The organism is Dietzia maris, from assembly GCF_014144855.1.
Taxonomy (GTDB): Bacteria; Actinomycetota; Actinomycetes; order Mycobacteriales; family Mycobacteriaceae; genus Dietzia; species Dietzia kunjamensis.
This window is the reverse complement of the sequence record NZ_JAALDN010000261.1, coordinates 1-5,018: the sequence shown is the minus strand read 5'-3', so window position 1 is coordinate 5,018 and position 5,018 is coordinate 1. Positions and strand designations below refer to the sequence as shown.

At 71.2% G+C, this 5,018-nt stretch carries 6 protein-coding genes; 5 read left to right on the top strand and 1 reads right to left on the bottom strand.

Translation table 11 applies throughout. From position 1 onward, the window contains the following. On the top strand, positions 1-637 hold a 637-nt coding region (locus G6024_RS09135; RefSeq protein WP_159148541.1), incomplete at its 5' end, for an alpha/beta fold hydrolase. A gap of 124 nt (positions 638-761) precedes the next feature. Continuing rightward, positions 762-971, top strand: coding sequence for a hypervirulence associated TUDOR domain-containing protein (locus G6024_RS09130; protein WP_159148540.1), 210 nt, complete (start codon positions 762-764; stop codon positions 969-971). A 159-nt stretch (positions 972-1,130) separates the two neighbouring features. Here G6024_RS09130 and G6024_RS09125 read toward each other — a convergent pair whose 3' ends face one another. Continuing rightward, positions 1,131-1,595, bottom strand: coding sequence for an SRPBCC family protein (locus G6024_RS09125; RefSeq protein WP_159148539.1), 465 nt, complete (start codon positions 1,593-1,595; stop codon positions 1,131-1,133). Between the two features lie 151 nt (positions 1,596-1,746). Between G6024_RS09125 and G6024_RS09120 the strand changes: the two genes are divergently transcribed. The 3 genes from G6024_RS09120 to G6024_RS09110 form a co-directional block, all read left to right on the top strand. Then, a complete protein-coding gene (locus G6024_RS09120; protein WP_235027832.1) occupies positions 1,747-2,790 on the top strand; it encodes an ABC transporter substrate-binding protein in 1,044 nt (347 codons plus the stop codon). 48 nt (positions 2,791-2,838) lie between these two features. Then, positions 2,839-4,419, top strand: a complete 1,581-nt coding sequence (locus G6024_RS09115; protein ID WP_194307345.1) for an ABC transporter permease — start codon at positions 2,839-2,841, stop codon at positions 4,417-4,419. Further along, the coding region (locus G6024_RS09110; protein ID WP_159148536.1) for an ABC transporter ATP-binding protein at positions 4,412-5,018 on the top strand (607 nt) is incomplete at its 3' end. The genes G6024_RS09115 and G6024_RS09110, both read left to right, overlap by 8 nt.

Here is a 5,018-nt window from a genome sequence, read left to right as displayed (position 1 = left end):
CGCCGACGCCCTGGGCCTCGGGAGGTTCGCGGTGTCGGCGTGGTCGGGGGGCGGGGCGTTCGCGCTGGCCACCGCCGCCGCTCTGCCCGGGCGGGTGCTGCGGGTCGGGGTCTCCGGTGGTCTCGCGCCGTACGAGGGCAGGCCGGGCGCGCGGGAGTCGCTCACCCCGAACGACCTCGACGCGCTGTCCCACCTGCCCGACGACCCGGCCCGGGCGGCGGAGGTGTTCCGCACCGGCAACTCCGACTTCCTCGACGCGATGTCCTCGGTCCGCGACGACGAGGCGGCGCCCTGGGTCGACTGGATGTTCGCGGCCAGCGACCCGGCCGTGGTCGCGGACCCCGACGCCCGACGCGCCCTGTTCGTCAACTTCCGCGAGGCGCTGCGCCGGGGCGCCGACGCGATCGCGTGGGACAACGTGGCGTTCGTGGGGCCCTGGGGTTTCCGGGTCGAGGACATCGCCGCGCCGGTGCTGCTCTGGTACGGCGACGACGACGAGATCGCCCCACCCGACCACGGGCGATGGCTCGCCGCGCATCTGGGCTCGGCCCACCTGACGGTCTACGAGGGCGAGGGGCACCTGCTGCCGCTGGCCCACTGGGACGAGATGCTGCGCGCGCTGACCGCGCCGGCGTGAGCTCGCCCGCTCGGTCTCGCCCGCTCGAGTTCGCCCGTGTGAGTTCGCCCGTGTGAGTTCGCCCGCTCGAGTTCACGGGAGAGATGGCCGTGCACTCCCGCCGCCCGGCGAACATACTGGCCGCATGAGTGACTACACGAAGGGCGACCACGTCGAGTGGAACTCCGAGGCCGGGATGGTGCGCGGCGTGATCCGCGAGATCCACACCGAGGACGTGGAGTTCAAGGGGCGCATGCGGCGCTGCAGTGAGGACGAACCGCAGTACGAGATCGAGAGCGACAAGACCGGCCACCTGGCCATGCACAAGGGCTCTGCACTACGGAAGATCGACTAGTCGGGGCCGGCGCGCGGGGGGGGCCGGCGCGCGCAGAGGCAGGAGCAGCGGCGGGAGGCTGCGTGGCGCTACGATCCGCCCCTCCGAATGCGAACCGCCCGCGGGGCTCCGGGCGCGGTTCGGGATCCGGAGGGTGGATCGTTGGTCGAGAGCGGCGGGTCAGCCGGAGACGGCGGAGGCGAGGTTGGACAGCGAATCCTCCATCTGCTGCTCCGACACCAGCGGGAACGACACCTTCTTGAGCACGTCCTTGTCCGTGACCTTGGACCAGTCGTAGGTGTGACGCACCAGTGTGGAGTCCGGGCCCTGCGCCTCGAGCTCCCAGACCCACTCCCAGCCCTTGGGGTCGGTGCCGGCGGGCGCGGGCTGCCACGCCAGGATCTTGTCCTTGCCGTAGCCGGTCACGTGGTTGTCCATGCGGTATTCGCCGCCCATGTGCTCGCCCTCCATGTCCATGGAGAAGACGTCGCCGACCTGCTGGATGCGGTCGGACTTGTAGTCGCCCCGGACGAAGCCCGACCCGTCGAGACGGGCGTGGTTCTCCGGGTTGGACAGGAACTCGAAGATCTCGGCCGCCGAGTGGTCGATCACGCGCTCGACGGTGATGGCAGTGGAATTGCTCATGACCCCACCGTGCACCCCGGAACAGCGGAACGCATCCGGTCGGTCGTCCGCTCCGAATTCACCGTGGATTCATCCCGATAGCCCTAGCCCGACCGACGCGGGTGCCAGGATGGGATATCGATTCGAAGGTCCTAGATTGGGAGTGGTCGCTGTGTCGAGGTCTGTTGGTCGCCGGGCGGTTCTGGCGTCGGTCGCGGTGTTCGCGGCCGGCGCCCTCGGATTGGCGGGCTGTTCCGAGCCCGCCTCCACGGGCTCCGGCGAGACGTCCGACTCCGCGGCCGCGTCCGGGGAGGTCACCCTGTACACCTCGGAACCCCAGGCCAAGATCGACGAGATCATCTCCGCGTTCAACGAGGAGCAGCCGGACATCGAGGTGAAGGTCTTCCGTGCGGGCACCGGCGACCTCAAGGCCCGCATCGAGGCGGAGCGGAGCACCGGCGCGGTGGCCGCCGACATCCTGCTCGCCGCCGACGTCCCGACGTTCGAGCAGTACAAGGACCAGGACCTCTTCCAGGAGTTCCAGCCGAGTGAGGCCGACGCCATCGAGGACGTCGCCGTCGACCCGGACGGGTTCTACGTCGGCACCCGCATCATCCCCACCGTGATCGCCTACAACACAGGCGACGTCACGGACCCGCCCACGTCCTGGACGGAACTGGTCGAACCGGAGTACGTCGACCGGATCATCCTGCCCAACCCGGACGTCTCCGGTGCGGCCGCGTTCAACGCCGCGGCATGGAGCCTGCAGCCCGACCTCGGCGAGGAGTGGATCAACCGGCTCGGCGCGAACAACCCGCAGGTCGCCGAGTCCAACGGCCCCGTCTCGCAGGCCGTGGCCGAGGGATCCAAGCCCGTCGGCATCGTGGTGGACTACCTGGTCCGCGACCTGGCCGCGCAGGGCTCGCCCATCGCCGTGAGCTACCCGAGCGAGGGCGTCCCCTACATCACCCAGCCCGGCGCGGTCTTCGCCGACGCCCCGAACCCCGAGGCCGCCAAGCTCTTCCTCGACTTCATCGTGTCCCAGAAGGGCCAGCAGATCGCGGTGGAGCAGAACTACCTGCCCGTCCGCGACGACGCCGGAACCCCCGAGGGAGCCCCGGCACTCACCGACATCACGCTGTTCGACCAGGACCTCGAGGCGATCGCCGCCTCGCAGGACGAGGCCGTGGCCGCCTTCAACGCCGCAGTCCGGTAGGTGACGCTCCCCCTCCGGCTGGCACTGTGGGCGTCCCTCGCGGGCGTCATGGTCGTGCCCCTGGCCCTGGTCATCTCCCTGGGGCTGGGGGCCAACCACCTCCCTGAACTCATGGACCAGGGCCTGCTCCGCGCGACCGCCAACAGTCTCGTCAGCTCGCTGCTCTCGGCGATCGGGGCGGTCATCATCGGCACGCTGATGGCGTTCCTGCTCGACCGCACGGACCTGCCCGGGCGCGGCGCGCTCCGACTGTTGCTGCTCACCCCGCTGTTCATCCCGCCGTTCATCGGCGCCATCGCGTGGAGCGGCCTGCTCACCGACGGCGGCCTGGTGGACCGGGTGCTGGGGTTCTCCCCGTGGAACTTCTACGGCGGGCCCGGGGTGGTCTTCCTCCTCACCCTGCACGCCTACCCGATGGCCTACTTCGTGGTGGCCGCGGCGCTGCGCAGGATCCCCGCCGAACTGGAGGAGGCGAGCCGCCTCTCCGGTGCCCGGCCGTCGCGGACGCAGGTCGACATCACGCTGCCGCTGATCCGCCCGGCCATGGCGGCGGCGTTCACCCTGACCTTCGTCAGCGGGATCGGCGACTTCGGCATCCCCGTCATCGTCGGCCTCCCGGCCGGCTACGAGACGCTCTCCACCATGGTCTACCGGTTCCTCGAGTCGGGTTCCGTGGCCTCACCGCTGCAGACCGTCTCCCAGATCGGGGTGGTGCTGCTCCTGCTCGGCGTCCTGGGCACGCTGCTGGACCGGCAGGTCACCAAGGGGTCCGTGGAGTTCGGCGGGACCGGACGTCCCGCCGACCCCCAGGCCCTCGGCCGTGCGCGCGTCCCGCTCGGGGTGATCGCGTGGGTCGTCAGCGTCGTGGTGACCCTCGCCCCGCTCGTCGGGCTGGCCGTCCGGGCGCTCCTGCCCGCCCCGGGGGTCCCGCTCACCCTCGAGACCGCGACCCTGGACAACTTCCGCCGCGCGCTCACCGCCTCGACCACCATCGACGGCGTGACCAACTCCGTGGCGCTCGCGCTCGGCGCCGCCGTGGTCTGCGGCGTCCTCGGCCTGCTCGTCGCCTTGTTCACCACGCGGTTGGCCGGTCGTGACCGGGAGCCGATGCTCCTGTCGGTGCTGCTCCCGCAGGCAGTGCCGGGCCTCGTGATCGCCACCGGGTGGCTCATCCTCGGCCGCTACACCGGGCTGTTCAACACCCGCTGGGTCATCCTCGGCGCGTACGTCACGGCGTTCACGGCGATCGTCGTCCAGACCGTCCGCGGACCGCTCGCGGGGATCCACTCGTCGATGGAGGAGGCCGCGCGGATCGGCGGGGCGAAGGCGCTGCGCTCCCGCCTCGACACCAGCGTGCGCCTGGCGTTGCCGTCGGTCGGGATCGGCATGATCATGGTCGCGGTGACGGCGGTCCGAGAACTCACGCTCTCGGTCCTGCTCGTCGCGCCCGGCACCCAGACCCTCGGCGTGGTGATCTTCCAGTACCAGCGGGCGGGGGACTACAACGCCTCCTCCGCCCTGTCCGTGGTCCTCATGGTGGTGGGCCTGCTGGTCCTGGCCGCCTTCGGCGCCCGTTACAGCCGACCCGCCACCGGGTCCGAATCCGCAACCAGGAGTATCCGTGCCTGAACTCGTCGCCCACGGCGTCGGCGTCCGCTTCGGCGAGACCGTCGCCCTCGACAACCTCGACGTGCGGGTGGACTCCGGCCGGATCCTCGCGCTCGTGGGGCCGTCCGGGTCCGGCAAGTCCACCTTCCTGCGCGCCATCGCCGGATTCGAACGACCCACCGCGGGAACGATCCGGGTCGGCGACAGGACCCTTGTCGGCGACGGCATCCACCTCCCGCCCGAGGAGCGGGGTCTCGGCATGGTCTTCCAGCACCACGCCGTGTGGCCGCACCTCAGCGTGGAGGACAACGTCGCCTACCCGCTGCGGCGTGCGAAGGTCCCGGCCGCCCGGCGGCGCCGACTCGTCGCGGAGGCGCTCGAGACCGTCGAACTGGGGGACTTCGCCCGTCGTCGCCCCGACACCCTGTCCGGCGGCCAGCGGCAGCGGGTCTCGCTCGCCCGGGCGATCGTCGCGCGGCCGGGGGTGCTGCTCCTCGACGAGGCCCTGTCCGCACTCGACGAACCCCTCCGCGCATCCCTCCGACTCATGCTCCGCCGGCTGGCCGCCGAGCACGACCTCACGATGGTCCACGTCACCCACGACCGCGGTGAGGCACTGG

Coding starts and splice junctions, on each gene's coding strand:
- G6024_RS09130 (WP_159148540.1), top strand. CDS start 762: ATGAGTGACTACACGAAGGGCGACCACGTCGAGTGGAACTCCGAGGCC.
- G6024_RS09125 (WP_159148539.1), bottom strand. CDS start 1,595: ATGAGCAATTCCACTGCCATCACCGTCGAGCGCGTGATCGACCACTCG.
- G6024_RS09115 (WP_194307345.1), top strand. CDS start 2,839: ATGGTCGTGCCCCTGGCCCTGGTCATCTCCCTGGGGCTGGGGGCCAAC.